This window comes from Actinospineispora acaciae DSM 45401 (assembly GCF_000620785.1).
In the GTDB taxonomy this organism is placed as follows: Bacteria; Actinomycetota; Actinomycetes; order Mycobacteriales; family Pseudonocardiaceae; genus Pseudonocardia; species Pseudonocardia acaciae.
Map to the genome: position 1 here is coordinate 26488 of NZ_JIAI01000021.1, position 25189 is coordinate 51676.

Here is a 25189-nt window from a genome sequence, read left to right on the forward strand (position 1 = left end):
GGACCTCACCTACGGGTAGACGCGTAGTTCTTGACGTACAGGTTGACCAGCACCGCGAGCAGCAACATCGCGCCCAGGAACGTCTTGAACCAGTTCGGGTCCCAACCGGCGTAGACGATGCCCTGGGTGGTCATGCCGAAGATGAACGCCCCCAGCGCCGCGCCGATCACCGAGCCGTATCCGCCGGTGAGCAGGCACCCGCCCACCACCGCCGCGATGATGTAGATGAACTCGTTGCCCACGCCCACCCCGGACTGCACGACCTTCAGCTCGAACAGCTGGTGCTGGCCCAGGAACCAGGTGGTGAACGCGACGCCCATGAACAAACCGATCTTGGTCTTCCGCACCGGCACCCCGACAGCCCGGGCGCTGTCCGCGTTCCCGCCCACCGCGAAGATCCAGTTCCCGACCCGGGTCCGCAGCAGGATCCAGGTCGCCACCAGCATGAACACGATCCACCACAGCACGCTGATGTTGACGGTCATGAACCCGAGCGGGATGTCCGAGGCGAACACCGCCTCCGCCGACGCGAAGCCGTCCAGCTCCGAGGGGTTCGGGGTGGCCACCGTGCCCGTGACCAGCTTGGTCACCCCGAGGTTGATCCCGGCCAGCATGAAGAACGTGCTCAACGTGACCAGGAAGCTCGGTATCCCGGTCCGCATCCGCAGGTAGCCGTTCACGAACCCGATCCCCAACGCGATCAGCAGGCTGACGATGACGCCGACCCAGGCGTTCAGGCTGAGCTGGAAGCTGATCATGGTGGAGGCCAGCGACGCGGTGGTCACCGCGACGCCGGTGGACAGGTCGAACTCCCCGCCGATCATCAGCAGCGCCACCCCGACCGCGACGATGCCGATCGTGGAGCTGGCGTAGAGCACGGTGGACAGCGCCGCCGTGGTCCGGAACGGCTCGGCGATGGCGAAGAACAGCAGGAAGATCGCGACGGCCGCGACCAGCGCCCCCACCTCCGGCCGCGCCATCACCCGGGACACCAGCGAACGTTGCACCCGTACAGGTTCCGTGGCCGGTGACGGCGGCGTCACCACTGACGTACTCATGCCAGCCTCCCGTCAACGAGTGTTGCGCTGCGCGTAGTCGGCGATCTTGGCGATGTTGGTCTTGTCCACGTAGGACGGACCGGTCAGCACGGAGCGGCCGCCGCCGATGTCGTTGCCGTTGGTCAGGTTCAGCCACAGCGAGGCGACCGACATGTAGCCCTGCACGTAGGGCTGCTGGTCCACGGAGAACTCGATATCCCCGGACTGGATCTTCTGGGCCACGTCGGTGCTCAGGTCGAAGGTCACGATCTTGGCCTTGGCCTGCGTCTCCTGCTTGGACTGGAGCGCGGCCAGCGCGATCGGGGCGCCCAGGGTGACCACGTAGCCGATGGACGGGTCCTGCTGGAGCTTGGCGCCGATGGTGGCCTTGACCGCCGGCAGGTTCTCCGAGTCGACGTAGAGCACCTCGGTGTCCGGGTGGTTCTTCTTCACCCCGGCGCAGCGGGCCTCCAGCGCGACGTGGCCCTGCTCCTGGATCACGCAGATCGTCTTGCCGCCGCCGGCCGAGCTGATCCGGCTGCCCACCGCCTGGCCCGCGACCTCCTCGTCGGAGCCGAAGTACATCTGCGCGTCGTATTTCTGCCATTCCTTGTCACCGGAGTTGAACGCCACCACCGGGATGCCGGCCTGGCGCGCCTGCTGCACCACCGGGCCGACCGCCTCCGGCTTCGCCAGCGTCACCGCGATGCCGTTGACCTTCGAGTCGATGGCGTTGCGGACCAGGGTGGCCTGCTTGCCCGGCTCGGGGTCGGAGCTGTACTTCAGCTCGACGTTGAGCTGGTTGGCCGCCGCCTGGGCGCCCGCGCGGATCTTGTCCCAGAACGCGTCGCCGGGCTTCTCGTGGGTGACCATCGCGACGGTGAAGCGCTGGCCGGTGGCGGGGCCGGCCTCGTTGCGCGCGCCCCCCTTGCTGCTGCACGCGGTCAGGGCGATGGCGAGCGTCGCGGTGACCGCCAGGGCGCGGACCAGAAGGCGAGTACTCCTCATTGAGCATTCCTCTCTCGGGGACCCCTAGATCAGGGGGCGCTGCGCGGTCATGTGCTGTTCGTAGGTCTTGCGGGCGCCTTGGGTGGACTCCAGCGTGGAGACCTCGGCGACCGGGACGTCCCACCAGGCGCCCGAGTCCGGGGACGGCGCGAGCGGGTCGGTCTCGATGTGCACCACGGTGGTGCGGGTGGCGGCGCGCGCGGTGGCGATGGCGTCGCGGAACTCGGCGATGGTCCGGGCCCGGATGACGTCCGCGCCCAGGCTCGCGGCGTTCGCCGCCAGGTCCACCGGCAGCCTGTCGCCGTCCAACCGCCCGGTCTCCTCCGACCGGTACCGGTACGCCGTCCCGAACCGCTGCGACCCGACCGACTCGGACAGCGCCCCGATCGAGGCGAACCCGTGGTTCTGCACGATCACGATGTTCAGCTTGACGCCTTCGGACACCGCCGTCACGATCTCCTGCGCCATCATCAGGTACGAACCATCCCCGACCAGCGCAAACACCTCGCGCTCCGGCGCCGCCATCTTCACCCCGAGCGCCCCGGCGATCTCATACCCCATGCACGAGTACCCGTACTCCACGTGGTACGCCTTGTCATCACGCGCCCGCCACAACCGCTGCAAGTCCCCCGGCAAACTCCCCGCCGCCTGCACCACCACGTCCGTGGGTTCGAGCACCTCATTCAACGCGCCAAGAACCTCCGTCTGCGCCGGCACCGGCGCGAGCCCGAGCCGGTACGCGTGGTCCACCACCGCGTTCCACCGCGCCCGCGCGCCTTCGTACCGCTTCCGCGAGTCGGGGATTTTGTCAGGGTGAGTCGCGGATTCCGTCAGAAGTTCGGTGAGCGCCTCCAGGCCCGCGCGGGCGTCTGCCACCAGCATCTCGCCGGCGTGCTTGGCCGCGTCGAACCGGGCTACGTTGAGGTTCACGAACCGCACGTCCGGGTGCGCGAACACGGTCCGGGACGCCGTGGTGAAGTCGCTGTAGCGGGTGCCGATGCCGAGGACGACGTCGGCGTCGCGGGCCAGCTCGTTGGCCACCGGGGAGCCGGTCGCGCCGATCCCGCCGACCGCGGCAGGGTGGTCCCAGGGCACGGCGCCCTTGCCGGCCTGGGTGTCCGCCACCGGGATGCCGGTGACCTCGGCGAACCGGCGCAGCGCCGCGCTCGCCTCGCTGTAGATCACCCCGCCGCCGGCGATGATCAACGGTCGGTGTGCGGACCGGAGGAGGGCGGCGGCGCGGTGCAGCGCGGCGGGCTCGGGCACCGGCCTGGGGATGTGCCAGACACGTTTCGCGAACAGCTCGTCCGGCCAGTCGTACGCCTCGGCCTGCACGTCCTGGGGGAGCGCGAGGGTCACCGCGCCGGTCTCGGCCGGGTCGGTGAGCACCCGCATGGCGGCGAGCAGCGCGGACGGCAGCTGCTCCGGGCGCTGCACCCGGTCGAAGTACTTCGACAGCGGGCGGAAGGCGTCGTTGACGGAGATGTCGTGGCCGCGCGGGTCCTCCAGTTCTTGGAGCACCGGGGTGGCCACTCGGGTGGCGAAGTGGTCGCTGGGGAGAAGGAGCACCGGGATTCGGTTGATGGTGGCGAGCGCGGCGCCGGTGAGCATGTTCGTCGCACCGGGGCCGATGGACGTGGTGCAGGCCAGGGTGGACAGGCGGTTGCGCATGCGGGCGTAGCCGACGGCGGTGTGCACCATGCCCTGCTCGTTGCGTGCCAGGTGGTAGGGGAGCCCTGACGAAATCCGCGACTCACCCTGACAAAATCCCCGACTCGCGGGCGGTTCTAGGAGGGCTTGGGCGAGGCCGGCGACGTTTCCGTGGCCGAAGATTCCGAGCACGGCGGGGATGAGTCTTTGCTCGGACCCGTCGCGTTCGGTGTATTGGGCGGTCAGGAAGTTTACGAGCGCCTGGGACACGGTGAGTCTCATTGGGGGCGCTCCTGGGTGGTGGTGAGTGGGAGGCGGGGGTCGGCGGGCTGGTCGGGCCACGTGTCGCGGACCCAGGCGTGCGCGGGGTCGTCGCAGATCAGCCAGGCGCGCTCGGGGTCGGGGCCGGCCATGACGTTGAGGTAGTAGAGGGGGTAGCCGGGGGCGGACATCGACGGGCCGTGCCAGCCGTGCGGTATGAGGACCGTGTCGCCGGTGCGGACCTCGGCGCAGATGTCGATCTCGCGGCCGGGGCCGGAGCCGTAGACCCGCTGGTAGCCCACGCCGACGCCGCCGACCTCGAAGTAGTAGATCTCCTCCAGGACGGACTCGCCGGGGCGGTGCTGGTCGTGCTTGTGGGGCGGCCAGGACGACCAGTTTCCGGCCGGGGTGAGCACCTCGACGGCGATCAGCTTGTCGGCCTCGAAGGTGTCCGGGTTGCAGAAGTTGTTCACCTGCCGGCTGGCCTGGCCGGCGCCGCGCAGCTCGACCGCGACGCCCTCGGCGGGGCCGTAGCGGGGGGCGAGCCGGCGGGTGGCGCGGGCGCTGGGCAGCGCGAACCGGCCGCCGGTGCGGGAGGACACCCGGGCGTGCGCGTCGCGGGGCAGGTAGGCGAAGTCGCTCACCCGGGAGAACACGTTGCGGCGCCCGGCCAGCTCGAACGTCTCGCCGTCGCAGCGCACGTCGGCGGCGCCCTCCAGGGGGAGCAGGACCATCTCGTCCGCGCCGGTGTCGAACTCCGAGGACCCGCCGGGCGGCAGCGTCAGCACCCGCAGCCCGCTGTACCCCCAGCCGGCCCGTTCGGGGGTGATGACGAGCTCGAACGCGCCGTCCGTCGTCTCTCCTCTACGTATAAGGCTCACAGCAGGCTCACCGCCGCGTCCACGGCTGAAGCCACGTCGTCCCCTGGTGGGAAGAGCAGGCTGCGGCCGATCACCAGGCCCTGGACGGTGGGTAGCGCGAGCGCCTTGCTCCATGCGGTGAGTGCGGCGTCCTGATTGGTAGCCACCTCGCCGCCGAGCACCAGCGCGGGCAGCGTGGTGGCCTCCATGGCCCGTTCCATGTCGTCGACGATCGGCACCTTCAGCCAGGTGTACGCCGAGGTGGTGCCCAGGCCAGCGGCCACCGTCATGGCCCTGATCATGGCCTCGGCGGTCAGCTCGTTGCGGACCCGGCCGTCCACGCGGTGCGAGATGAACGGCTCGACCATGGCCATCAGCCGGTGCCGGGCCAGCTCGCTGACCGCGTGGCCGGCCGCGACCAGGGTGGCCACCGTTCCCGGGTCGGTCGGGTCGATGCGGGTCAGCATCTTGCCGCCCTCGAACCCCGCCGACGCGAGGGACGCGGCGTCGTACGCGGTGAACCTGTCGTCGATCTCGAACGCGGTGCCGGCCAGCCCGCCCCGGTTCATCGAGCCGACCACCACCTTGCCGTCCAGGGCGCCGAGCAGCAGCAGGTCCTCCAGGATGTCCGGGGTGCCGAGCACGCCGTTCACCCCCGGCCGGGACAGCGCCTCGGCCAGCCGGTCCAGCAGGTCGATCCGGTCGCCCATGGCCAGCGGGCGGTCGCCGGCGCGCAGCGCGCCACGGGCCGGGTGGTCGGCGGCGATCATCATGAGCCTGCCGTGCTCGCCGAGCAGGGACGCCGGGCGGCGGCGGTTCGCGGCGGCCTCGGCCACGGCGGCCGGCCGGTGCACGCGGGTGTCGACGATCTTGCCTCGGTCAGCGCGCACGGACGGCCTCCACCTCGTCGAAGGTGGGCATGGCGTCCGCGCAGGCCAGTCTCGACGCCACGATCGCGCCGGCGGTGTTGGCGAACCGCATGGTCCGCTCCAGGTCCCAGCCGGCGAGCAGCCCGTGGCACAGCGCGCCGCCGAACGCATCGCCGGCGCCCAGCCCGTTCACCACCTCCACCTCTACCGGCGGCACCTCCACCTCTTTGCCGCGTTGCGAGGCCAGCACGCCGCGCGGACCCTGCTTGACCACGGCCAGCTCGACGCCCAGTTCGTGCAGCGCGCGGGCCGCCGCCCTCGGCTCCCGGGTGCCGACGGCGGTGTCGCACTCGTCGAGGTTGCCGACCGCGACCGTGACGTGCGCCAACGCCTTGGCGTACTCGGCGCGCGCGGCCTCCCTGGACGGCCAGAACACCGGCCGGTAGTCCATGTCCAGCACCGTGATGCCGCGCCGGCCGCGCGCTTCCAGAGCGTGCAGCGTGGCCTCCCGGCTGGGCTCGGCGGACAGCCCGGTACCGGTCACCCAGAACACGTCGGCGTCTCGTACCGCGTCCAGGTCCAGCTCGTCGGGGTAGATCTCCAGGTCGGGCGCCTTGGGCAGCCGGTAGAAGTAGATCGGGAAGTCGTCCGGAGGGAAGATCTCGCAGAACGTCACGGGCGTCGGATACCGCGTCACCGGGGTGACGAACCTGTCGTCCACCCCGAAGCCGCGCAGCGCGTCGTGCAGGTACTCGCCGAACGGGTCGGTCCCGGTGCGGGAGATCAGCGCGGCGCGCCGGCCGTAGCGCGCCGCCGCCACCGCCACGTTCGCCGCCGTGCCGCCCAGGTACTTCCCGAACGAGGTGACCCGGCGCAGCGAGACCCCCGTCTGCAGCGGGTAGATGTCCACCCCGAGCCGTCCCATCGTGAGCACCTCCGGTGCCCCGCCAGCGTCCATGCCACCTCTTCCGTCCGGCCACGGCCGTGCGCCAAAGGTGTACCCTCACGTCACCAGCACGTCAATACTTTGTCTTTACATACTTTGTAACGACAAAAGCGCGGAGACGGGGGCAGCGGTGCCTGAGCGAACGACGGTCTGGGGGCTGGTGCCGAGGGTGTCGTTGGACCGCACCAGCCCGGTGCCGCTGTACTTCCAGGTCGCCAGCAGGTTGCAGCAGCTCATCGAGGACGGCGAGCTGCCGGTGGGCGGGCGGCTGGAGAACGAGGTCGAGCTGGCCGACCGGCTCGGGGTGTCCCGGCCGACCATGCGCCGCGCGATCGGCTACCTGGTCGAGCGCGGCATGCTGGTGCGCAAGCGCGGTGTGGGCACCCAGATCGTGCACCCCAAGGTGCGCCGGCCGGTCGAGCTGACCAGCCTCTACGACGACCTGGTGAAGGCCGGCCAGCGCCCGCGTACCGAGATCAAGCTGCTGGAGATCCGGCCCGCGCCCGACGCCATCGCCGAGGCGCTGGGCATCCCGTTCGGGTCGGAGATCAACTGGCTGGAGCGGCTGCGGTTCGCCGACGACGAGCCGCTCGCGCTCATGCACAACGCGGTCCCGCTGGACGTGCTCGCCCTGCGCCGGGCCGACCTGGCCGAGCACGGCCTCTACCAACTGCTCCGCGCCGCCGGCCACATCCCTCGGATGGCCAACCAGACGGTCGGCGCCAAGGCGGCCACCGCCTCCGAGGCCAAGCTCCTCGGCGACCACCGAGGCGCCCCCATGCTCACCATGACCCGCACCGCCTGGGACGCCACCGGCCGCGCCGTCGAGTACGGCTCGCACATCTACCGCGCGAGCAGGTACTCCTTCGAACTCACCCTCACCAGCTAACCCCCCGCCCGCGAGTCGGGGCTCTCAGCACAGTGAGTCGCGCGATCCGGCACACCGCCGATGTGCTCAAACGCCCGACTCGGTGTGCTCGGACGCCCGACTCGCGGGTGGGGGTTCGGGGGTTCCGTAGGAGACGCGCTGGCGGGCGGTGTTGCGGCCGGCGTCGACCTTGACGGGGGCGGTGGCGCCGGCCAGGCCGAAGGCCGGCATGTTCACGTAGACGACGTCGGTGCCGCCGGGGCGGACCTGGTAGGCCTCGTGGTACGCGCCGACGCTGCCGTCGTTGCCGATCCGGCGCACGTACCTGCGCCAGGCCGCGAGGTGCGGGGCGTCCGGGTTGGAGGCGAACTTCTGCAGCTCGTCCATGCTCCGCCAGTACTGGACCATCAGCGTGGTGCGGCCGCCGAGGAAGGTGTAGTTGGCGAGCAGGCCCTCGTCGCGGTCGGCGAGGTGGCGCAGGCTGCGGAACATCGCGAGCATCACGAACAGCCACTTGTCCACCCGCCACCAGTGGTTGAACCGCATGCCGATCAGCACCACGACCATGCCGTCGGCGCCCAGCTCGGCGGTGTAGCGCCCAGGGAACACCCGAGGTCCGCCCATGGGATCTCTCCTCTTCCTCGGTACGGCTGCGCACAACTGTGCCGCGAAGAACCCGGCGTTGTCTATAACCTCGTTACCGATGGAGTGAGAGCGCTAGAAGCCGCCCCAGAACCCGCCGTACCCGCCGCTGTCCGAGCGCCGCCAGGCGAACTCGCCGCCGCCGACCGGCGCGCACACCAGCGACTCGCCGTTCGAGCCGCGGGCGGGCGGCCCCGGCTCGCAGGTCTTGCCGACGCTCGGGTTCGGCCTGGGCGTCGCGGGGTGGCGCCGCTGGCCGGTGGCGCCGCGCCCGGACTCGTCGTCGGTCCCCTCGTCGCTGTCCTCGCTCGAGGACCCGGAGGAACCGGAGGACTGGGTGGGCGTGGGCACGGCGGGAGCGGGCTTGGCCGGCGCCTGCGGGACGGCCGGTGCCTGCGGCGCGACCGGAGGGGGCGCGGCGGCCGTCGGGATCGCGTCCGGGATCGGGTCCGGTGCCGGGGCGTTGGCGGCCGGCGGGTTGGCGGACCCCGGGGAGAGCACGGGCGGTGCCGCCGGGGCGGCCGGTGCCGAGGCCGGCGACGGCGTGCCGAACAGCGTGCGCTCCGGCATCCCGCTGACCAGGGTGACCACGAACCCGCCCGCGAACGCCAGGCAGAGCACCCCCAGCGCGGCGGAGGCCAGCACGAACCCGCGCGAGCCCCGCTCGCGGCGCCAGATGATCGCCAGCGGCACCGCGAGGATGGGCACCGCGCCGAGGCCGATCAGCCGGGTCTGCGGGACGGCCACCGCGGCGGCGCAGGCCAGCGCAAGCACCAGCGCGACGATGCCGGCCACCAGACCGCCCCGGGCCGGGACCCCCGACATCTGCTCGGTCGGGGCCTCGGGCATCCGCTCGGTCGGGCCGCCGAAGAGTGAGTCATAGGTCAACGGTATTCACCCTTCGTGACGGGTTGTGCACGCCGGGGCAACCTACCGGAGGGGGATTCTCGGACACGATCGGGTCACGGTTTCGGTACCGCCCGACGGCGTCGGTTACTCCGGGCACACCCCGTCACGGGGGCGCGTCAGGACGCTCTCGCGCTGTCGTCCCCCGACCCGGAGCCGCCCTTGCGGGCCTCCACGCTGCGGCGCAGCGCCTCCAGCAGGTCGGTCACCTCGGTCGCCTCCGGTGGCGCGGACTCGGCGACGACCTCGTTCCCGGCGCGCTTGTCCTCGATCAGCTGCTTCACCCGGTCGGTGTGGCTGTCCCGGTAGTCCTCGGGCTGCCACGGCGCGCCCATCGACTCGATCAGCGTGCGGGCCATGTCCAGCTCCCTGCTGTCCTCGCCGAGCTCGGACGGCTCGGGAAGGAAGTCGAGCTGTTCGCGCGGTTCGCGGATCTCGTCGGCGTAGTACAGCGTCTCCAGCGAGAGCACCCCGTTCTCCGAGCGCACCGCGCACAGGTACTGCTTGCCGCGCATCACGAAGGTGGCGATCGCGACCCGGTTGGTGGCCGCCATGGCGGCCGCGAGCAGGGCGTAGACCTTGCCGTTCTCCTCCTTGGTCGGGGCCAGCCAGTAGGTCTTCTGGTAGAAGATCGGGTCGATCTCGTCGAGGTCGACGAACGCGGTCACCTCGATCGAGTGCGACCGGCCCGGCGCGATGTCGTCCAGCTCGGCGGGGTCGATGATGATCGTCTGCCCGTCGTTCTCCTCGAGGCCGCGCACGATGTCCCGGAACGCCACCTCCTCGCCGGTGCGTTCGTTGATCCGTTGGTAGCGGATCCGGTCGGTGGTGCCCCGTTGATACTGGTGGAAGTGCACCGAGTGGTCCTCGGTGGCGCTGTAGAGCCCCACCGGGACGGTCACCAGCCCGAATGTGATCGAGCCGGTCCAGATTGCGCGTGGCACGGTTCTCTCCTCCCGTTTGTATCAAGCGTCCGGGGTCAGTGGGGGTTGCGCAAGGGCGTTCCGCCTGGTCAATGGGCGGGTTCAGGGCTCCAGTGCGGCCAGCCGGTCCTGGGCGACGGCGCGGCGGCGCAGTGCCTCGCGCAGGGCGCGGTCGGTGTCCTCGCGGTCGCGGCGGGCGGTGCGGGCGCGCAGCCGGGCGTCCCGTTCGGCCCGCTCGGCGGCCACCAGCTCGGCCCGCAGGTCGGCCACCTTCTGGTGAGCGGCGGTCTCTTCGGCGGCGGCGTCGTCGTGGGCCCGTTGCGCGGCGGCGTGCCTGTCTTCGGCGTCGGCCACCGCCGACTCGGTGCGGTCCAGCTCGGCGCGGGCGCGCAGCAGGGTCGAGCTGGGCGTGGCCGGGCGCGCGGCGGGTGGCTCCTTGGGGCGCTCGGCCGGTCTGGGGGCGGCGGCTGGCTTGGGCGCGGGCGTGGCGCCGGGGGTTGCGGACGGCCAGGTCACCGCGCCGGGGTCGGCGGCCTTGTCCGCGTCGGCCAGCTCCTTGGGCGAGGCCAGCCGCCCTCGGGCCAGCGCCCGCGCCGCCTCCGGCGTGGTCAGGGCGGCGGCGAACGTGTCCTCCAGCTCGCGACCGACCGACTCGCTGACCGGTTCCCCCAGCTCCCTGGTGAGCCCGGTCAGCTCCGCGATCAGCTCGCGCCGCCGCCCGGACAGCCGGCGCAGCTCCGCCCCGTCCAGGTTGGCGTGCGCGCCGCGCATCGCCTCACCCAGCTCGGCCAGCTCGACCAGCCGCTCCGGTTGTTGCCGCGCGAGCTGGTTGACCAGCCAGGCGGCCACCGTCGGGCGGCGCAACCGGCCGATCGCGGCGGCCAGGTCCCGTTCGCCCTCGGACTTCGCCCGCTTGGCGCGCTCGTCCCGTGCCTTGGTGAACTCGTCGCGAGGCAGCCCGTACAGCTCGTCGGCCACCTCGTCGAGATCCACCCGCCCAGCTTGTCATGTCCCGTGATGTGACGCCGCTAGCATCGGTTCGGTGACCTTGCGGAGGCGGTGCCTGGCGGTGGCGGTGGGGCTGGCCGCCGTGGTCGTCCTGGCCGGTTGCGGCAAGCACGGCTCGACCAGCTCGCCGCCCGGCCCGAGCGGCCCCGCCGGCGTGGGCACGCCCGAACCGCAGACCAACTGCACCAAGAAGGCCACCGACGCCTCCGGCCTGGAGCGGGCGCTGTCCGAGGCCTCGTCCGGCGACGTCGTGTGCGTGACCGGCGACCTCGGCGACGCCCGCCTCAAGATCGACAAGGGCGGCTCGGAGTCGTCCCCGCTGCGGGTGCTCGGCGACGGCCGGACCAAGGTCAAGGGCATCAGCGTGGCCGCGGACAACGTGGTGGTGGACGGCTTCGTGGCCGACGAGCCCAAGGCGCCGGGCGCGTCGCTGAAGGGCAGCAACATCACGCTGCGCAACACCGCGATCAACGGCCCGCGCCGCGACGACGGGGACGGCATCCGGTTCTGGGGCAGCAACATCAGGATCGAGCACAACACGATCACCGACACCCGCAACGCCAAGGGCGCGCACGCGGACTGCATGCAGACCTTCGCCACCGACGACGACAACCCGGCCAGCCAGGACGTCCTGATCGACAGCAACCGCTGCGAGAAGATCGACAACAACTGCCTGATCGTGGAGGGGCCGAACAGCGAGGCCGGCGACGGCAGCGGCGACGGCGAGACCAGGAACATCACGTTCAGCAACAACTACTGCGAGAACAAGGCCGCCCAGGCCGTCCTGATCGACGACACCGACCATGCGGTGATCACCGGCAACGAGATCGTGGGCGACATCAACCACGCGTTCGCGCTGCAGAACAAGGCGACCAACGCGGTGGTCAACGGAAACAAGGCGCGGTCGGTACGCTACGAGGTGGGCATGGACCGCTCGTCGCGGTCCGGCTACCAGGGACCGGAGCCGGGCGGCGCCCCCTAGTCGTGAGTGGTTAGGGCCGCCATGACGGCCCTAACCACTCACGGTCAGGGGGCACGTCGGGTGGGCGCCTTCGCCACGTTGTTCAGCTCGAGGACCGGGTTGCCGTCCGAGTCCCAGCTCAGGCCGGAGGCGAACATGGCCCGCGACTCGCCGCCGGTGTAGGCGTGGAACAGCAGGTAGTCGTGCTTCGAGCCGGGGATCACGTCCTGGCCGCCGGGGTTGGTCATCGCGCCGCCGAGGGTGTCCTTGTTCAGGAACTGGCCGGGGTGCTTGACGAACGTGCTGGCCAGCGACTCCGACGTCGCGTAGTTCACGAAGTACTTGCCGCTGTTGTAGGCGTTGCCGGAGTAGAACAGCACGTACCTGTCGCCGTGGTGGACCAGGGTCGGCGCCTCGATGATGTTGCCTTCCTCCGGCCGGTCGGACTGGATCAGCGCCCGCCGCTCGCCCACCGAGGTCATGCCGTCGACCGAGACCTGCTGCAGCCAGATCGTGGACCTGCCCCGGCCGCTGGTGTAGAGCAGGTACTGCTTGCCGTCGGTGTCGGTGAACGCCTTCGGGTCGATGCTGTCGACGTCCTCGGGCCGGCAGACCAGCGGCTTGGACCCGACCGGCTTGAACGGCCCCTGCGGCGAGGAGGCCAGCGCGACGCCGATGCACTGCACGTTCTGGTTGGCCGCTCGCGCGGTGAAGTAGAGGATGTAGCTGCCGTCGCTGCGCGCGGCCACCTCGGGCGCCCACACGTTGCCGTGCCCGACGCCCTCCTTGTTCACCCAGGCGGGCAGCTCGGGCAGCGCGTCGCCGACCTCGGTCCACCTGCCGGTCAGGCTCGGGGACTTCTGCACCGGCACGTGCCAGACCTGCTTGTTGTAGCTGCTCCCGGTGGAATAGGCGTAGTAGGTGCTACCTACGGCCAGCACGGCGGGGTCGGGAAAGTCACGCGCAATGACCGGCTGAATTGCCCCGCCCGTCGCCGCCGTGGTGGCGGCCACAACGGCTGCGACCACGGGACCGGTTGTTAGCAGGCGAGCCCAGCCGCCGCGAGGAATGGGAGACATCAGGAACAGACAGTAGCTTGCCGGTCGACGCGGACTTGAGTCGTTTTACTCGAAAGTATGAACCTTGGCTTGAGGGCTGTTACTTACCGCGATCGATGAGTTAGGGCCCGCCGGTCAGCCGCATCCGCAGGCGCCGCCGCAGCAGCCACCCCCGCCGCCGCCGACCGCCGCCGGCGCGGTGCCCGTCATGGCCACGGTGGAGAGCAGCTTGACGGTGTCCTGGTGGCCATCAGGGCAGGTCGCGGGCTCGCGAGCGGCACTCATCGGGCGGGACACCTCGAACACGCCGTCGGCGCCGAGTGCGACGCAGTCGCGGCAGCGGAACTCGTAGCGGGGCATCCGAGCATCCTAGCGCCGGTCGCCTCACAGGGGGACGACGTGCAACGTTATTCTTTTCAGGAAATACGGTCGGTACGCGTGTGGCATTCGTGATCCCGACCTTCCGGCGGCGTGTCAAGAGGGCTCGCCGGGATTGTTGTCGCGGCTTTGACCCCGAACGGACCTGCATTCACCCGGTGTTCTGTGGTATTGCGGTGGCCGAGTAATCCCAGGGCGAACCGGGCGTACTCGATGGCGATCCGCTCGGGCGTGTCGGGGCCGGTGGGGCGAAACCATTGCGTGAGCGAGGTGCACATGGTGGCGATCGCGCGGCCGGCGTGGCGGGGGCTGGTGGTGTGCAGGTCGCCGTCCGCGATGGCGTGGTCGATGGCGGTGTCGAGCAGGTGCTGCACGTCGTTGCGCAGCCCGGCGATGCGGCGGCGGTTGGCCGGCTCCAGCCCGCGCATCTCGCTGGCGCCGATCGCGGCCAGCTCCCGGCGGTGGGTGTGGAACAGCGCGAGCGCCTGCACCATCAGCCGCACCCTGGCGACGCCGCCTCGGCTGTGCTCGTCGCCGAGGGCCTCCCGGTCCGCCGCGTGCATCCGCCAGATCAGGTCGGCCATGGTCAGGTCCAGCGTGGTGACCAGCAGCTCCTGCTTGCTGCGGTAGTGGTGGTACACGCCGGGCACGCTCATCCGGGCCAGCCGGGCGATGGAGCGCATGGTGGCGCCGTGGTAGCCGGTGCGGACGAACGCGGTGATCGCGGCGGCCAGCACCGGGTCGATGGGCAGCGGCGCGAACGTCCGCCAGTCCGCCGCCGATCCGGGCGGCGGCGTCTCGTCGGGCGGCGGGGCCGGGCCGCGGCCGGGGGCGAGCAGTCGATCGGGGGTGGTGCCCAGCGCGGCGGCGATGTCGTGCAGCCGGCCGACCTCCAGCCCGGTCCTGCCGGTCTCGATCGCGCTCAACGTCGCCGGGCTCACCCCGATCCGGCGGGCCAGCTCGCGCAGCGACAGCCCGGCGACCAGCCGCGACTCCCGCACCGTGTGGCCGGTCATGCTGTTCAGGATAACTGAACACACGGTCCGTCCGGCTCCACCGTTCTTCCCATTGCACGCCCACCCGGCCGATGGAAAAGTGTGGCACGTCATAGTGCCGGCCGAACGAGCGGTCGGTCAGTGCTGGACGAGCGGAGAAGGTGGCCGGGGTGGCTGAGCCGAAGACCATGTCCGAGCTGTTGCGCGACGCCCCGAAGAACTGGGGCAAGTGGGGCGACGACGACGAGGTCGGCGCGCTGAACTACCTGACCCCGGCCGAGGTGCTGCGCGGCGTCGCGCACGTCAGGTCGGGCACGGTGTTCACCCTGCAGCGGCTGATCAACGACCCGAAGGGCGACCCGTGCTGGCCCGGCCGCACGCCGGCGGAGCGCACGATGATCGTCGACGAGTCCACCTGGGACGGCGACGACGCGCCGGCCTTCCCGGGCGGCCTGCACTACGCCGACGACAAGATCAACGCCTTCCTGCAGGGCTCCACGCAGTACGACGCGCTGGGCCACGTCTGGTACGACGGCACGATCTGGAACGGGCACGACGCGCGCACCACCGTCGGCGGGCTGGACATCGCCAGCGTCGAGCCGATCGCCGAGCGCGGCGTGGTCGGGCGGGGCGTGCTGCTCGACATCGCCCGGTTCCGGGGCAAGGAGCACCTGGACAACGGCGAGACGTTCACCCACGAGGACCTCGAGGCGTGCGCCAAGGCCCAGGGCCACACCATCGAGCCGCACGACGTGCTGCTCATCCGCACCAACTTCCTCAAGCTGTTCTTCGACAGGGGCGAGGAGTTCTACCAGGACTTCGTCGAGCCCGGCCTCACCTACAGCCCGGAGCTGGTCCGCTGGTTCGCCGACCGGGAGATCCCCAACCTGGTCACCGACACCATGGCCAACGAGGTGACCTACGAGCCGGCCACCGGCATCGCGCTGCCCCTGCACTGCGCGCTCATGCGCAACCTGGGCGTCACCCTGACCGAGATCTGCGACCTGGAGAAGCTGGCCGCGAGCTGCGCCGAGGACGGCCAGTACACGTTCCTCTACGCCGCCGCCCCGCTCAAGGTGCACCGCGCCGCCGGCTCGCCGGTCAACCCGCTGGCGATCAAATGACCGTCTACACGGACCGGCCCTGGCTCGGGCGGTACACCGACGGGCTGCCGGCGGACATCACCGCCGATCACGCCACCATGCTGGAGCTGTTCCGGGCCTCGGTGGCGCGCGCCCCGGACACCGAGGCGATCCGCTACTTCGACGGCGTGCTCACCGTGGCCGAGCTGGACGCGGCGTCCGACTCGCTGGCCGTGGCGCTGGCCGCGCACGGGTTCGCCGCCGGCGACCGGCTGGCGGTGTACACCCAGAACAACCCGGCGTTCGTGATCGCCCTGCTCGGCGCCTGGAAGGCCGGCGGCGCCGCGGTGGCGATCAACCCGATGAACAAGGCCCGCGAGCTGACGTACCTGCTCGCCGACTCCGGGGCCAGCGCGCTGCTCTGCCTCGACGAGCTGTACGAGTCGGTGGCCAGGGACGTGGTGCGCGAGGGCGAGGGCGTCCAGGTACACACCGTGATCACCTGCTCGGCCCTGGACTGGCAGACCCGGGGCGACCCCCGGCTGTTCGCCGGCGCTCAGGGCACGAAACGCCCGCTCGGCACGTTCGACCTGCTGGAACTGCTCGACGACTACGCCGGCCGCCACCCGCACGCGCCCGCCCCCCAGCCCGACGACGTGGCCATCCTGACCTACACCTCGGGCACCACCGGCGTTCCCAAGGGTGCCATGAACACCCACGCCAACCTGGCGTTCAACTCCCAGACCTACCGCGAGTGGATGGGCCTGACGCCCGAGGACAGCGTGCTCGGCGTGGCGCCGCTGTTCCACATCACCGGCCTGGTCGGGCACGTCGGGGTCGCGCTGTTGCTGCCCTGCCCGCTGGTGCTCGCGCACCGGTTCGAGCCGAACGTGGTGATCGACGCGATCCGCGAGCACCGCCCGACCTTCACCGTCGGCGCGATCACCGTGTTCATCGCGCTCGCGGGCGTGGACGGCGTGGGCAAGGAGGACTTCGCCTCGTTCCGCATGCTCTACTCCGGCGGCGCCCCGATCGCGCCCGCGGTCACCGACCGCTTCGAGGAGCAGACCGGCCTGTACATCCACAACATCTACGGCTTGACCGAGACCAGCTCGCCCTCGCACGGGGTGCCGCTCGGGGCGCGGGCGCCGGTGGACCCGAACTCCGGGGCGCTGTCCATCGGCGTGCCGGTGTTCAACACCGTGGTGCGGATCCTGGACGAGGAGGGCAACGAGCTGCCGGTCGGCGAGGTCGGCGAGATCGCCACCTCCGGACCCGAGGTGGTGCCCGGCTACTGGAACAAGCCGGAGGCCACCGCCGAGTCGCTGCCCGGCGGCGAGCTGCGCACCGGCGACGTCGGCTTCATGGACGCCGACGGCTGGTTCTACATTGTCGACCGCAAGAAGGACATGATCAACGCGGCCGGGTACAAGGTGTGGCCGCGCGAGGTGGAGGACGTGTTGTACGGGCACCCGGCGGTGCGGGAGGCCGCCGTGGTCGGGGTGCCCGACGAGTACCGGGGCGAGACCGTCAAGGCGTTCGTCTCGCTGCGCCCTGGCGTCGAGACGACCGAGCAGGAGCTGATCGACTTCTGCCGGCAGCGGATGGCCGCGTACAAGTACCCGAGGTCGGTGGAGTTCATCGACGAACTGCCCAAGACCACGACTGGCAAGATCCTGCGGCGTGAGCTTCGAGACGGGGCAGCGGCGGGCTGAGGACGGGCTGGACCTGCTGACATCGCCGGCCGGGCGCGCGCTGTTGGACCGGCTGGACGGTACGGACGTGAGCGCGACGGACGAGCTGAGGCTGGCCTCGGCGCTGCGCAGGGAGTTCCCGGCCGAGCTGGTCACCGCCGCGCTGGGGCAGCACGAGCTGCGGGTGCGCGCCCGCGCGAAGTTCTCCAGGGCGGGGCGGATGTTCTTCACCCGCGACGGGCTGGAGCAGGCCTCCGCCGAGCCGGTGGCCGCGCACCGGGCCGGACGGTTCGCGGCGGCCGGGCGCGTGCGGGTGGCCGACCTGTGCTGCGGCATCGGCGGTGACCTGGTCGCGCTGGCCGGCGCGGGCGCGGACGTGCGCGGGGTGGACCTCGACCCGGTGCACCTGCGGATGGCCACCTTGAACGCGGCGGCCTACGACGTGGCGGGCGCGGTGGACACCTCGCGGGCCGACGTCCGGGACGCGGACCTGGACGGCATGGACGCGGCGTTCGTGGACCCCGCGCGGCGGGCCGGCGGGCGGCGGCTGCGCACCGGGGACAGCGAGCCGCCGCTGGACTGGTGCCTGGCCCTGACCGCCCGTACCCCCCACGTCGCCGTCAAGGCCGCGCCCGGCCTGGACCGCTCGCTGGTGCCGTCCGGCTGGGAGACGGAGTTCGTCGCCGACGGGCGCGAGCTGAAGGAGGCGGTGATCTGGTCGCCCGCCTTCGCGACCGGCAAGGCGACCAGGGCCACCGTCCTGCCCGGCGGCCACCAGCTGCTCCCGTCACCCGGCGACCCGGTCCCGTGCCGCCCGCCAGGGCCGTACCTCCTCGACCCGAGCCCGGCGGTCACCCGCGCCGGCCTGGTCGAGGAGCTGGCCCGCGAGCTGGGCGCCTGGAAGATCGACCCGAGGATCGCGTTCCTGTCCGCCGAACACCCCCCGCACACCCCGTTCGGCCGGACGCTGCGGGTGCTCGACGACGGCCCGTGGCGGGAGAAGGAGCTGCCCGCCCGGCTGCGCGCGCACCGCATCGGCCCGCTGGACATCCGCCGCCGCGGCCTGGCCGGGGACGTCGACGCGCTGCGGCGGCGGCTCAAGACCACCGGCGACCGACCAGGGGTGCTGGTGATGACCCGGGTGAACGACCGCCCGTGGGCGCTGCTCTGCGAACCGGTGGCCGGGCGTTCCTGAGAGCGTCGTTGTCGGACCCGACAACACCGGTCCTCAATTCGCGCGTAACCGCTAATGCGCGTTCCGTTACTCGGCAGTACGCTCCGTCCCACTTTGGGTGCGGAGAATCACATCCGTGCCCCTGGGGAGGGGAGGACGCAACATGTCCGATGTGGCAGGGACCGTCGAACGTCCGGAGAATCGGACGGTCTTCGGTCATCCGATCGGGTTAACCAACCTGTTCGGGGTCGAGCTCTGGGAACGGTTCTCGTACTACGGGATGCTCGGCATCCTCATCTACTACCTGTACTACTCGCTGACCGACGGCGGCCTCGGGCTGCCGCAGGCCACCGCCACCAGCATCACCGGCGCCTACGGCGGCCTGGTCTACCTGGCCACCGTGCTCGGCGGCTGGATGGCCGACCGGTTGCTCGGCATGGAACGCATGGTGTTCTACGGCGGGTTCGTGGTGATGATCGGGCACATCGCGCTGGCCGTGGTGCCCGGCATGACCGGCGTCGGGGTCGGCCTGGTGTGTGTCGCGCTGGGCAGCGGCGCGCTCAAGGCGAACGCGTCCTCGCTGCTCGGGCGGCTCTACACCACCGGTGACCCGCGCGCGGACGGCGGCTTCACGCTGTTCTACATGGGCATCAACCTCGGCGCGTTCTTCGGGCCGTTGCTCACCGGGTTCTTCCAGATCGAGTTCGGGTTCCACTACGGGTTCGGGCTGGCCGCGGTCGGGATGGGGCTGGGGCTGGGGCAGTACGTGGTGTTCCGCCGCAACCTGGGCACCGCCGGCCGGGAGCCGACCAACCCGCTCCCCGACGCCGCGCGGGTCAAGGCGGCCGGGATCGGCGTGGCCATCCTGGTGGTCGTGGTGGCCGTGCTGTTCACCGGCGTGGTCACGCTCGCGAACCTGGCCAGGGTCACCACCGGGGTGATCGCGGTCGCCTCGATCGCCTACTTCGTGGTGATGCTGACCAGCAAGAAGGTCGAGCCGGTCGAGCGCGCGCGGGTGCGCGCGTTCATCCCGCTGTTCATCGCCAACGCCGCGTTCTGGTCGTTGTTCCAGCAGCTGTTCACCATGCTCGCGGTGTACTCCGACGAGCGGATGAACTGGAACATCTTCGGCTGGCAGGCGCCGCCGGCCTGGATCCAGTCCGAGGAACCGATCTGGATCATCCTGCTGGCCCCTGTGTTCGCCGCCATGTGGACCAAGATGGGCACCCGCGCGCCGGCCACGCCGATCAAGTTCTCGCTGGGTGTGATCGGCATGGGCGTCGCGTTCCTGCTGTTCCTGCCGATGGCGGGCAGCACCGGCAAGACCAGCCCGGCGCTGGCGGTGCTCGGGATCATGCTGGTGTTCGCGATCTCCGAGCTGCTGCTCTCGCCGATCGGGCTGTCGGTGACCACCAAGCTGGCGCCCGCGACGTTCCGCGCGCAGATGATGGCGCTGTACTTCTTCTCCGTCGGCCTGGGCACCTCGAACGCCGGCGTGCTCGCCAAGTTCTACTCACCGGAGCACGAGTTCGCCTACTTCGGCCTGTGCGGCGCGATCACCATCGTGATCGGCGTGATCGTCGCCGCCCTCAACCCGTGGATCTCCCGACACATGCAGGGCGTGCACTAGGCGCCGGGGCTCCCAGCCTCACAGTGCTTCTTGAGGCTGGCCGCCTCGGTGTCGACGAACCGGCGGGTCATGCCGCCGGCCAACAGCGAGACCACCCCGGCCAGCGGGCCGGTCATCTCGACCTCCAGCGTCACCCGGGACCGGCCACCGTCCAGCGCCTCGATGCGGTGGTCGGCCCGGGTGGTGACGCCCGGGCCGTTCGTCGTCCACTCGAACCGCCGCCCCGGCTCCCACCCGCTGACCCGCCAGACGTTGCGCCCGAGCTTCGGCTGCCGCACCTCCGCGGTGCTGTCCAGCCCGAACGCCCCGTCCTCCAACCGCCGCACGCTCGTCATCGTCGGCGTCCACCCGGGCCAGCTCTCCACATCCGCGAGCACGTCCCACACCCGCTCAACCGACCCGTCCACGTCGACCGCGATCTCATACCGCACGCCGCCAAACTTACGCCCGCCCACCCCATCCGCGAGTCGGGATTTCTGTCAGGGTGAGTCGCGGGTTTTGGCAGCCCGTGGTGTGACCGGTCACCCGGGCGTTGACACTTGTTGACTATTCTGATGGATTAAGTCACATGCACCGGCCGCCGCTCACCCAGCGACGTCACGTCGACTTCGCGCTGGTCAGCTCGCAGGCCTGTCGTCTCTGAACCCAACCCGACACATCAGGCACACGCCTCCCGGGGAGTTCAGACATGTCAGAGATCAAGTTCGCCTACTGGGTGCCCAACGTGAGCGGCGGCCTGGTCACCAGCACGATCGACCAGCGCACCGACTGGGGCTACGACTACAACCGCGAGCTGGCGGTGCTCGCGGAGAACAACGGCTTCGACTACGCGCTCTCGCAGGTCCGCTACATGGCCAGCTACGGCGCGGAGTACCAGCACGAGTCCACCAGCTTCAGCCTCGCGCTGCTGCTTGCCACCGAGCGGCTGAAGGTCATCGCCGCCGTGCACCCCGGGCTGTGGCACCCGGGCGTGCTGGCCAAGCTGGGCGCGACCGCCGACCACCTCTCGCACGGCCGGTTCGCGGTGAACGTGGTCAGCGGCTGGTTCAAGGGCGAGTTCACCGCGCTCGGCGAGCCGTGGCTGGAGCACGACGAGCGCTACCGCCGCTCCGAGGAGTTCATCCGTGCGCTGCGCGGCATCTGGACCGAGGACGGGTTCTCGCTTGGCGGTGACTTTTACCGGATCCGGGACTTCTCGCTCAAGCCGAAGCCGGTTCGGGGTCCCGACCGGCCGCACCCGGAGATCTTCCAGGGCGGCAACTCGACGGCGGCCCGGCGGATGGCCGGGCGGGTGTCGGACTGGTACTTCAGCAACGGCAAGGACTTCGACGGGGTGGTCGAGCAGCTGCGTGACGTCCACGCCAGCGCCGCCTCGGAGGGGCGGTCGGTGCGGTTCGGGCTGAACGGGTTCCTGATCGCGCGGGACACCGAGGCGGAGGCGCGCGAGACGCTGCGCGAGATCGTCGCCAGGGCGCACCGGCCGTCGGTGGAGGGCTTCCGGGACGCGGTGACCCAGGCCGGGAAGTCCACATCGGACGGCAAGGGGATGTGGGCGGACAGCTCGTTCGAGGACCTGGTGCAGTACAACGACGGGTTCCGGACCCAGCTGATCGGCACGCCCGAGCAGGTCGCGGAGCGGATCGTGCGCTACAAGGCGCTGGGCGTGGACCTGATGCTGCTCGGCTTCCTGCACTACCACGAGGAGGTCGAGTACTTCGGCCGTCGGGTGCTGCCGCTGGTGCGCGAGCTGGAGGCGTCGTCGCCGGCGCGGGAGTCGGTGTCGGTCTGACGGAAACCCCGACTCACCCTGACAGAAATCCCGACTCGCGGGCGGGTTTTGGAGGTACGGACATGAGTGGCGTGCGGGTGCACTGGTTCCTTCCGACGTACGGGGACGGGCGGCAGCCGGTGGGCGGGGGGCATGGGGTGGCGGTGGGGTCGGCCGGTGGGGTGCGGCCGGCGACCTTGGGGTATTTGACGCAGGTCGCGCGGGCGGCGGAGCAGTTGGGGTTTGAGGCGGCGTTGACCCCGACGGGCATGTGGTGTGAGGACGCCTGGTTGACGACCGCGATGTTGTCGCAGACCACCGAGCGGTTGAAGTTTCTCGTCGCGTTCCGGCCGGGGATGTTGACGCCGACGCTGGCGGCGCAGATGGCGGCCACCTACCAGCGGCACACCGGCGGGCGGCTGCTGCTCAACATCGTGACCGGCGGCGAGCCGACCGAGCAGCGCGCCTACGGCGACTTCCTGTCCAAGGACGACCGCTACGCGCGCACCGGCGAGTTCCTGCACGTCGTACGGGCGCTGTGGCGCGGCGAGACGGTGGACTTCGACGGGCGGCACGTGCGGGTCCAGGGCGCGTCGCTGCTGCGCACGCCGGACCCGGTGCCGCCGGTGTACTTCGGCGGGTCCTCGGCGGCCGCCGGCGAGGTGGCCGCCGAGCACGTCGACACCTACCTGACCTGGGGCGAACCGCCCGACCAGGTCGCCGAGAAGCTGGCCTGGGTGCGCAAGCTGGCCGCCGAGAGGGGGCGCACGCTGCGCTTCGGGATCCGGCTGCACGTGATCGCCCGCGACACCTCGGAGGCGGCCTGGGCGGTGGCCCAGCAGACGCTGGACGCGCTGGACCCGGCCGCGATCGAGGCGGTGCAGGCCGGGCTGGCCCGCTCGGAGTCCGAGGGCCAGCGGCGGATGCGCGCGCTGCACAACGGCTCGACCGAGCGGCTGGAGGTGGCGCCGAACCTGTGGGCCGGCATCGGGCTGGTCCGGGGCGGGGCGGGCACCGCGCTGGTGGGCAGCCACACCGAGGTGGCCGACCGGATCGCGGAGTACCACGCGCTGGGCATCGACGAGTTCGTGCTCTCCGGCCACCCGCACCTGGAGGAGGCCTGGTGGGTGGGCGAGGGCGTGCTGCCGGTGCTGCGCGCGCGTGGCCTGTGGGAGCCGCCGGCCGGGTCGGTCGCGCACGCCGGGGCGGAGACGGCGGCCGTCCCGTTCGCGCGGGCACGATGACCACCGTCGCCTTACCCGCGACCGGCGAGCGGCCGCCGGCATCGGCGCGGACGATCCTGCTGGCCAGCCTGGTCGGTACCACGGTGGAGTGGTACGACTTCTTCCTCTACGCCACGGCGGCGAGCCTGGTGTTCCCCGCGCTGTTCTTCCCGGCGGACGATCCGGTGGTCGGCACGCTGCTGGCGTTCGGCACGTTCGCGGTCGGGTTCGTGGCGCGGCCGATCGGCGGGCTGCTGTTCGGGCACATCGGCGACCGGCTCGGGCGCAAGCGGACGCTGGTGGCCACGATGGTGCTGATGGGCGCGGCGACCGCGCTGATCGGGCTGTTGCCGGGGGTGGCCACGATCGGGCTGGCCGCGCCGGTGCTGCTGGTGGTGCTGCGGATCCTGCAGGGGCTGGCGGTCGGCGGGGAGTGGGGCGGCGCGGTGCTGCTGGCCACCGAGAACGCCCCGCCCGGGAAGATCGGCCGGTTCGGCAGCGTGCCGCAGGTCGGGCTGGGGCTCGGGCTGGCGCTGGGCACTGGCGTGTTCGCGCTGCTCGGCGAGGCGCTCGGGCGGGAGGCGTTCGCGTCCTACGGCTGGCGGATCGCGTTCGTGCTCAGCGTGGTGCTGGTCGCGGTGGGGCTGGTGGTGCGGCTGCGGGTGTTGGAGACCCCGGAGTTCCGGCGGCTGGCGACGTCCGGCGGGCTGGCCCGGGTGCCGGCGGTGGAGGTGTTTCGCACCAGGGAGCATCGGCGCGGGCTGGGGCTGGGCATGCTGGCGCGCTGGGCGGAGGGGGCGTCGTTCAACACCTGGGCGGTGTTCGCGATCAGCTACGCCACCACGACCGTGCGGTTGAACAAGGTGGACGTGCTGTTGGCGGTCACGGCGGGGGCGTTGCTGATGGCCGCGCTCACGCCGGTCGCGGGCGCGCTGGCGGATCGGTACGGCAGGCGGGCGGTGTTCGCGGCCGGGGTGGTGGCGTTCGGGGTGACGGTGCTGCCGTCGTTCTATGCGCTGCGCTCCGGGTCGACGGTGCTGGCGACGGTGGTGCTGGTCGGTCAGCTCGGCATCGGCTACGCGCTGATGACCGGGGCGGAGGCCACCCTTTTCGCCGAGCTGTTCGACGCGAAGGTCCGCTACACCGGCATGTCGCTGGTGTTCCAGGGCTCCGGCGTGTGGGCGTCCGGCCTCACCCCGGTGATCCTCACCGCGCTGCTGGCCGCCGCCAACGGCGCCCCCTGGGCGCCCGGTGTGTACCTGGCGGCGGTCTCCGTACTCAGCCTGCTCGCCGTGCTGGCGATGTACCGCTGGCTACCGACGGCCCGCCGCTGAGAGCTCGGCGTCGCGCTTGGCCTCGGCCTCCAGGTCGGCGCGTTTCACGGCGCGGTAGGACTCGTCGTCGAAGCCTCGGCGCCAGTAGCCGGAGATGGACAGCTGGTCCATGGTCAGGCCGCGCTCGTGCAGCAGGTGGCGGCGCAGCAGCTTGACCGCGTTCGCCTCGCCGTGCACGAACGCGTGCACCCGGCCGGCCGGGAAGTCGAACCCGCGCACCTCGTCGAGGATCGCGTCCTGGCCGGCCTCCGAGCGCAGCAGCCAGCGAAGCCGCAGGTCACCGGGGCAGGGCAGGTCCTGGCGCTCGGCGGCGTCCTCGACCTCGACGAACGCGTACGCCGGCACCCCGCTCGGGACCCTGGCCAGCGCGGCGGCGATGGCCGGCAGCGCGGCCTCGTCCCCCACGAACAGGTGCCAGTCCGCGGTGGGGTCCGGCGAGTACGCGCCGCCGGGGCCGAGCACCAGCAGCTCGGTGCCGGGGCCGGCGGTCGCGGCCCACGGGCCGGCCAGGCCCTCGTCGCCGTGGTGCACGAAGTCGATGGTGACCTCGCCGGCCTCGGTGTCCACCGCGCGGATGGTGTACGTGCGCAGCGCCGGCCAGTGCTCGCGGGGCAGCTCGGCGCGCACCCGCTCCATGTCGAACGGCTCCGGGTAGCCGACCTCGGGCCGGCGGAACACGACCTTGACGTAGGCGTCGGTGTGCGGGCTCTCCGCGAAGCGGGCGAGCGCGCCCGGGTCGTCCGGGGCGGCGACCACGCGGATCATGTGCGGGGTGACCCGCTCGGTCCGGCGAACCAGTAGTCTGGTCGTGGCTGGTGCCTTGCGAGGTCCTCGGTCCGCCATGCCAGCTCCCATCCGTTGACTTAGGCTAGCCTAACTCACTCTTTTCTACCCGCTCGCGGCCGTGGGGTGCC

The 25189-nt window shown here is 71.3% G+C and carries 24 protein-coding genes; 9 read left to right on the top strand and 15 right to left on the bottom strand.

Annotated elements, in window-relative coordinates; translation table 11 throughout:
* Nucleotides 1-5: 5 nt before the first annotated feature.
* From N912_RS0144160 to iolC, 6 genes are all read right to left on the bottom strand, one after another.
* Nucleotides 6-980 (bottom strand): ABC transporter permease, encoded by a 975-nt coding sequence (locus tag N912_RS0144160; RefSeq protein ID WP_425415392.1) that lies wholly within the window; start codon nucleotides 978-980, stop codon nucleotides 6-8.
* A gap of 90 nt (nucleotides 981-1070) precedes the next feature.
* Nucleotides 1071-2045: a substrate-binding domain-containing protein gene (locus N912_RS0144165; RefSeq protein ID WP_028927488.1), complete on the bottom strand. Its 975-nt coding sequence runs from the start codon at nucleotides 2043-2045 to the stop codon at nucleotides 1071-1073.
* 24 nt (nucleotides 2046-2069) lie between these two features.
* On the bottom strand, nucleotides 2070-3977 hold the full coding sequence (gene iolD, locus N912_RS0144170) for a 3D-(3,5/4)-trihydroxycyclohexane-1,2-dione acylhydrolase (decyclizing) (protein WP_028927489.1): 1908 nt from the start codon (nucleotides 3975-3977) through the stop codon (nucleotides 2070-2072).
* Entirely contained in the window at nucleotides 3974-4837 is an 864-nt protein-coding gene (gene iolB / locus N912_RS0144175; RefSeq protein WP_037069853.1) for a 5-deoxy-glucuronate isomerase, read from the bottom strand. The genes iolD and iolB overlap by 4 nt, the downstream gene beginning before the upstream one ends.
* Nucleotides 4834-5706: a Cgl0159 family (beta/alpha)8-fold protein gene (locus N912_RS64195; RefSeq protein WP_028927491.1), complete on the bottom strand. Its 873-nt coding sequence runs from the start codon at nucleotides 5704-5706 to the stop codon at nucleotides 4834-4836. Before N912_RS64195 ends, iolB begins: the two co-directional genes overlap by 4 nt.
* Entirely contained in the window at nucleotides 5696-6643 is a 948-nt protein-coding gene (gene iolC / locus N912_RS0144185) for a 5-dehydro-2-deoxygluconokinase (RefSeq protein WP_028927492.1), read from the bottom strand. Before iolC ends, N912_RS64195 begins: the two co-directional genes overlap by 11 nt.
* A 118-nt stretch (nucleotides 6644-6761) precedes the next feature.
* On the opposite strand from iolC, the gene N912_RS0144190 reads away from it, so the two are divergent.
* Nucleotides 6762-7520 carry a GntR family transcriptional regulator gene (locus N912_RS0144190; protein WP_281176391.1) on the top strand — a complete coding sequence of 253 codons (759 nt, stop codon included), beginning with the start codon at nucleotides 6762-6764 and terminating at the stop codon, nucleotides 7518-7520.
* Between the two features lie 66 nt (nucleotides 7521-7586).
* On the opposite strand, the gene N912_RS58500 is transcribed toward N912_RS0144190, so the two are convergent.
* From N912_RS58500 to N912_RS0144210, 4 genes are all read right to left on the bottom strand, one after another.
* A complete protein-coding gene (locus N912_RS58500; RefSeq protein ID WP_064745553.1) occupies nucleotides 7587-8123 on the bottom strand; it encodes a DUF4188 domain-containing protein in 537 nt (178 codons plus the stop codon).
* Between the two features lie 93 nt (nucleotides 8124-8216).
* On the bottom strand, nucleotides 8217-9029 hold the full coding sequence (locus N912_RS0144200) for a hypothetical protein (RefSeq protein WP_037069854.1): 813 nt from the start codon (nucleotides 9027-9029) through the stop codon (nucleotides 8217-8219).
* 137 nt (nucleotides 9030-9166) lie between these two features.
* Nucleotides 9167-9991, bottom strand: coding sequence for a non-homologous end joining protein Ku (gene ku / locus N912_RS58505; protein ID WP_037069893.1), 825 nt, complete (start codon nucleotides 9989-9991; stop codon nucleotides 9167-9169).
* An 81-nt stretch (nucleotides 9992-10072) separates the two neighbouring features.
* A complete protein-coding gene (locus tag N912_RS0144210) occupies nucleotides 10073-10963 on the bottom strand; it encodes a hypothetical protein (protein WP_028927495.1) in 891 nt (296 codons plus the stop codon).
* A gap of 49 nt (nucleotides 10964-11012) precedes the next feature.
* Between N912_RS0144210 and N912_RS58510 the strand changes: the two genes are divergently transcribed.
* Entirely contained in the window at nucleotides 11013-11960 is a 948-nt protein-coding gene (locus N912_RS58510) for a right-handed parallel beta-helix repeat-containing protein (protein WP_169748058.1), read from the top strand.
* A gap of 44 nt (nucleotides 11961-12004) precedes the next feature.
* Here the strand turns inward: N912_RS58510 and N912_RS58515 are convergent, their stop codons facing one another.
* The 3 genes from N912_RS58515 to N912_RS58520 all read right to left on the bottom strand — a co-directional run bounded on the left by N912_RS58515 (nucleotide 12005) and on the right by N912_RS58520 (nucleotide 14391).
* Entirely contained in the window at nucleotides 12005-12967 is a 963-nt protein-coding gene (locus N912_RS58515; protein WP_169748059.1) for a glycoside hydrolase family 43 protein, read from the bottom strand.
* 165 nt (nucleotides 12968-13132) lie between these two features.
* Nucleotides 13133-13357, bottom strand: a complete 225-nt coding sequence (locus N912_RS0144230; protein WP_028927496.1) for an FmdB family zinc ribbon protein — start codon at nucleotides 13355-13357, stop codon at nucleotides 13133-13135.
* Nucleotides 13358-13413: 56 nt separating this feature from the next.
* Nucleotides 13414-14391: a TetR-type transcription factor C-terminal domain-containing protein gene (locus N912_RS58520; RefSeq protein WP_064745555.1), complete on the bottom strand. Its 978-nt coding sequence runs from the start codon at nucleotides 14389-14391 to the stop codon at nucleotides 13414-13416.
* Nucleotides 14392-14540: 149 nt separating this feature from the next.
* Between N912_RS58520 and N912_RS0144240 the strand changes: the two genes are divergently transcribed.
* The 4 genes from N912_RS0144240 to N912_RS0144255 all read left to right on the top strand — a co-directional run bounded on the left by N912_RS0144240 (nucleotide 14541) and on the right by N912_RS0144255 (nucleotide 19950).
* The gene (locus tag N912_RS0144240) at nucleotides 14541-15494 is read left to right on the top strand and encodes a cyclase family protein (protein ID WP_028927497.1); all 954 of its coding nucleotides are present in this window, start codon (nucleotides 14541-14543) and stop codon (nucleotides 15492-15494) included.
* Nucleotides 15491-17167 carry a class I adenylate-forming enzyme family protein gene (locus tag N912_RS0144245; RefSeq protein ID WP_028927498.1) on the top strand — a complete coding sequence of 559 codons (1677 nt, stop codon included), beginning with the start codon at nucleotides 15491-15493 and terminating at the stop codon, nucleotides 17165-17167. Before N912_RS0144240 ends, N912_RS0144245 begins: the two co-directional genes overlap by 4 nt.
* Nucleotides 17136-18341 carry a class I SAM-dependent methyltransferase gene (locus N912_RS58525; RefSeq protein ID WP_037069855.1) on the top strand — a complete coding sequence of 402 codons (1206 nt, stop codon included), beginning with the start codon at nucleotides 17136-17138 and terminating at the stop codon, nucleotides 18339-18341. The genes N912_RS0144245 and N912_RS58525 overlap by 32 nt, the downstream gene beginning before the upstream one ends.
* A 142-nt stretch (nucleotides 18342-18483) precedes the next feature.
* Nucleotides 18484-19950, top strand: coding sequence for a peptide MFS transporter (locus tag N912_RS0144255; protein ID WP_028927499.1), 1467 nt, complete (start codon nucleotides 18484-18486; stop codon nucleotides 19948-19950).
* Here N912_RS0144255 and N912_RS0144260 read toward each other — a convergent pair.
* Nucleotides 19947-20381 (bottom strand): SRPBCC family protein, encoded by a 435-nt coding sequence (locus tag N912_RS0144260; RefSeq protein WP_028927500.1) that lies wholly within the window; start codon nucleotides 20379-20381, stop codon nucleotides 19947-19949. The genes N912_RS0144255 and N912_RS0144260 overlap by 4 nt on opposite strands.
* Nucleotides 20382-20638: 257 nt before the next feature.
* Here N912_RS0144260 and sfnG point away from each other — a divergent pair, with 257 nt between their 5' ends.
* The 3 genes from sfnG (at nucleotide 20639) to N912_RS0144275 (ending at nucleotide 24275) form a co-directional block, all read left to right on the top strand.
* On the top strand, nucleotides 20639-21739 hold the full coding sequence (sfnG, locus tag N912_RS0144265; protein ID WP_028927501.1) for a dimethylsulfone monooxygenase SfnG: 1101 nt from the start codon (nucleotides 20639-20641) through the stop codon (nucleotides 21737-21739).
* Between the two features lie 62 nt (nucleotides 21740-21801).
* Complete coding sequence (locus tag N912_RS0144270) at nucleotides 21802-22962, top strand: LLM class flavin-dependent oxidoreductase (protein ID WP_028927502.1); 1161 nt, start codon at nucleotides 21802-21804, stop codon at nucleotides 22960-22962.
* Nucleotides 22959-24275 carry an MFS transporter gene (locus N912_RS0144275; protein ID WP_028927503.1) on the top strand — a complete coding sequence of 439 codons (1317 nt, stop codon included), beginning with the start codon at nucleotides 22959-22961 and terminating at the stop codon, nucleotides 24273-24275. The genes N912_RS0144270 and N912_RS0144275 overlap by 4 nt, the downstream gene beginning before the upstream one ends.
* On the opposite strand, the gene N912_RS0144280 is transcribed toward N912_RS0144275, so the two are convergent.
* A complete protein-coding gene (locus N912_RS0144280) occupies nucleotides 24255-25118 on the bottom strand; it encodes a siderophore-interacting protein (RefSeq protein ID WP_028927504.1) in 864 nt (287 codons plus the stop codon). The two genes, N912_RS0144275 and N912_RS0144280, sit on opposite strands and share 21 nt — an antisense overlap.
* Nucleotides 25119-25189 lie beyond the last annotated feature (71 nt).

What these genes read in the sequence shown, in the direction of transcription:
- N912_RS0144280 (WP_028927504.1), bottom strand. Translation starts at nt 25,118, where the DNA reads ATGGCGGACCGAGGACCTCGCAAGGCACCAGCCACGACCAGACTACTG.
- N912_RS0144270 (WP_028927502.1), top strand. Translation starts at nt 21,802, where the DNA reads ATGAGTGGCGTGCGGGTGCACTGGTTCCTTCCGACGTACGGGGACGGG.
- iolC (WP_028927492.1), bottom strand. Translation starts at nt 6,643, where the DNA reads ATGGACGCTGGCGGGGCACCGGAGGTGCTCACGATGGGACGGCTCGGG.
- iolD (WP_028927489.1), bottom strand. Translation starts at nt 3,977, where the DNA reads ATGAGACTCACCGTGTCCCAGGCGCTCGTAAACTTCCTGACCGCCCAA.
- N912_RS58520 (WP_064745555.1), bottom strand. Translation starts at nt 14,391, where the DNA reads ATGACCGGCCACACGGTGCGGGAGTCGCGGCTGGTCGCCGGGCTGTCG.
- N912_RS58500 (WP_064745553.1), bottom strand. Translation starts at nt 8,123, where the DNA reads ATGGGCGGACCTCGGGTGTTCCCTGGGCGCTACACCGCCGAGCTGGGC.
- N912_RS0144165 (WP_028927488.1), bottom strand. Translation starts at nt 2,045, where the DNA reads ATGAGGAGTACTCGCCTTCTGGTCCGCGCCCTGGCGGTCACCGCGACG.
- N912_RS0144245 (WP_028927498.1), top strand. Translation starts at nt 15,491, where the DNA reads ATGACCGTCTACACGGACCGGCCCTGGCTCGGGCGGTACACCGACGGG.
- N912_RS0144230 (WP_028927496.1), bottom strand. Translation starts at nt 13,357, where the DNA reads ATGCCCCGCTACGAGTTCCGCTGCCGCGACTGCGTCGCACTCGGCGCC.
- N912_RS0144275 (WP_028927503.1), top strand. Translation starts at nt 22,959, where the DNA reads ATGACCACCGTCGCCTTACCCGCGACCGGCGAGCGGCCGCCGGCATCG.
- N912_RS0144255 (WP_028927499.1), top strand. Translation starts at nt 18,484, where the DNA reads ATGTCCGATGTGGCAGGGACCGTCGAACGTCCGGAGAATCGGACGGTC.
- N912_RS0144160 (WP_425415392.1), bottom strand. Translation starts at nt 980, where the DNA reads ATGGCGCGGCCGGAGGTGGGGGCGCTGGTCGCGGCCGTCGCGATCTTC.
- sfnG (WP_028927501.1), top strand. Translation starts at nt 20,639, where the DNA reads ATGTCAGAGATCAAGTTCGCCTACTGGGTGCCCAACGTGAGCGGCGGC.